The 2,559-nt window shown below is 76.9% G+C and carries 3 protein-coding genes; all 3 read right to left on the reverse strand.

Features of this window, described 5'->3' with window-relative positions:
- On the reverse strand, window positions 1-691 hold a 691-nt coding region (locus ACJA3G_RS34925; protein ID WP_406557046.1), incomplete at its 3' end, for a cation-transporting P-type ATPase.
- On the reverse strand, window positions 675-1,043 hold the full coding sequence (locus ACJA3G_RS34930) for an ArsR/SmtB family transcription factor (protein ID WP_406557048.1): 369 nt from the start codon (window positions 1,041-1,043) through the stop codon (window positions 675-677). The genes ACJA3G_RS34930 and ACJA3G_RS34925, both read right to left, overlap by 17 nt.
- 277 nt (window positions 1,044-1,320) lie before the next feature.
- Window positions 1,321-2,559: ABC transporter ATP-binding protein (locus ACJA3G_RS34935; protein ID WP_406557047.1), on the reverse strand; the 1,239-nt coding region annotated here is incomplete at its 5' end.

Here is a 2,559-nt window from a genome sequence, read left to right on the forward strand (position 1 = left end):
GCGCCGCCGCGAACCGCGTGTCCGCGCCCGTGGCGACGACCACTCCCGTACCGCTGCCGGAGGCCACACTGCTGCCCTGGAAGCACAGCTCCGGCCGGTCGAAGCCGGTCCCGTCCGGGCCGGGCGGGGACGGCTCGTCGGCCGGGTGCTTGCGTACGGGGGCGGACTCGCCGGTCAGGGCCGCCTGATGCATCGTCAGGCCGGTGGCGCGCAGCAGCCGCAGATCCGCCGGGACCAGGTCGCCCGGGCCCAGCCGGACCACATCGCCCACCACCACCTGGTCGACCGGGATCTCGCGCGCCACCGGGTCCGCGTCCGGGCCCGCCCGGCGCACCACGGTCGCCGTGGTCGCCACCAGCTCGCGCAGCCCGGCCGCCGAGCGGTCCGCCCGGTACTCGCCAGCCGCCCGCAGGACGCAGCTCACCGCCACGAGCACCGCGATCACGGCGGCCGTGCCCCACGCCGCGACCAGCGCGGACACCACCGCGAGCGACGCCAGCACCGCCGTGAACGGGTCGCGCAGGCTCCGTACGAGCCGGACCGGCCAGGAGGGGGTGCGCAGGGTGGGCAGCACGTTCTCGCCGTCGCGCGCGAGGCGGGCGTCGGCCTCGGCCTCCAGCAGTCCGCGCGGCCCGGAGTCGAGCGCGCGCAGCACCTGTAGCGGGGTCCGCCGCTCAGGCGCCCAGGTCACGGACGAGTCCCGGAGTCGCACGCGCACCCGGTCCCAGCCGGTCGCCGAGGCGTGCCACGAGCCAGCGCACCAGCTCGGCAGCCTCCGGATCGGCCACCAGATAGACCACCCGGCGGCCCTCGCGGCGGGAGCGGACGAGACCGGCGAGCTTGAGCTTCGCCAGGTGCTGGCTGACGGCGGGCAGCGCCCCGCCGACGCGCTCGGCGAGCCCGGTCACGTCCGACTCGCCGTGGCTGAGCGCCCAGACGATGTGCAGCCGCGCGGGCGAGGCGAGCAGCCCGAAGACTCCGGCCGCCTCCCCGAGCACCTCGGCGGACGGGTCGGCGGGTGCCTCGCCCGACGAGCCGGTCAGCTTCTTCACCGCCACCTCCTGCCCATGTCCGTGTCCGTGCCCAAGTCCGTGTCCGTGCCTGTGTTCGCGCGTGTGTCCGTGCCCGGTTCCGTGTTCGTACCCCTGGCCGTGCTCCCGGCCCGGGTGTTCCGGGCCGTGAACGTGACCATGGGCCTGTCCGGTCCTGTCCGTACGCGCGCGCTCGCGATCACGTCACGTACACGACGAACTCCGGCGGCCAGTCTAGGGGCGGCCACTGACACCACCCCTGACCTGGGCCGCGGTGCCGTCTTCGGGTCTACAGCGGTACGAGCGTGACCTCCGTCGCCTTCACGCTCGACCAGACCGCCGTACCCTCCACCAGCCGCAGTTCGGCCGCCGCCTGCGGGGTGATCTCCGCGACCAGGTCGGGGGCGTCGGGCGAGCCGATCAGGACGCGCAGCCGGCTGCCGGACGCGGTGATCTCGCGGACCGTGCCGGGCCAGGTGTTGCGGGGGCTGCCGCCGGGCCGGTCGCGGTGGACCGAGACCGACTCCGGAGCGATGATCGCCAACGCGCGGCTTCCGGCGGGCAGCTGCTCGGCCGCCACGATCCGGCCGCCGTCGGGCAGCGCCAGCCCGTCCGCCGCGGCGTCGCCCGGCCAGGCGTTGCGGCCCAGCATCCGGGCCACCCACGGCGAGCGCGGATGGCGGGTGACCTCGGCGGGCGGCGCGTCCTGGAGGGCGCGGCCCGCTTCCAGGACGAGGACGCGGTCCGCCAGCGACACCGCCTCCACCGGGTCGTGGGTGACGATCAGGCAGACCCCGCCGAAGCCGTCGAGATGGGTGCGCAGGGTGTGCCGGACATGGGCGCGGGTCGTCTGGTCGAGGGCCGCGAGCGGCTCGTCGAGCAGGAGCAGACGGGGCCGGGCCGCCAGCGCCCGGGCCAGCGCGACCCGCTGGGCCTGGCCGCCGGAGAGCCGGCCGGGCCTGCGGTGGGCGAGGCGGCCCACGCCGAGCCGGTCCAGCCACGCCTGCGCCTGCCGCCGGGCCTCGGCGCGCGCGACGCCCTGGGCGCGCAGCCCGTACGCCGTGTTGGCGAGGGCCGTCATGTGCGGGAACAGGGCCCCGTCCTGCGGCACCCAGGCGACCCCGCGCCGGTGCGGGGGGAGGCCGGTGACGTCCTGGTCGCCCAGGCGCAGTCCGGCACGCGCGCGGGGGGTGAGGCCGAGCAGGGCGCGCAGGAGCGTGGTCTTGCCCGCGCCGTTCTCGCCGACGACGGCGATGGTGGTGCCGGGCGCCGCGTCCAGGGTCAGCCGGGTGAACCCGGTGACCTCGGCGTGCAGCGCCCAGGTCGCGGAGGGGCCGGGGGAGACGGGGGCCTCGACGGCCACCGGCCGCTCGGACTCGTACGCGTCACCCCGTCCGTCCTCGGCACTCCGTACGGAGGCGGAAGGTACGGAGGCGGCGCGCCTTCCCTCGGAACGCCCCGCCCCGGAACGGCTCCCCCCGCCCGTCCAGCGCCCCCGCAACGCCACCAGCACCGCCATCGCGATGGC

The organism is Streptomyces sp. YS-3 (assembly GCF_045257485.1).
In the GTDB taxonomy this organism is placed as follows: Bacteria; Actinomycetota; Actinomycetes; order Streptomycetales; family Streptomycetaceae; genus Streptomyces.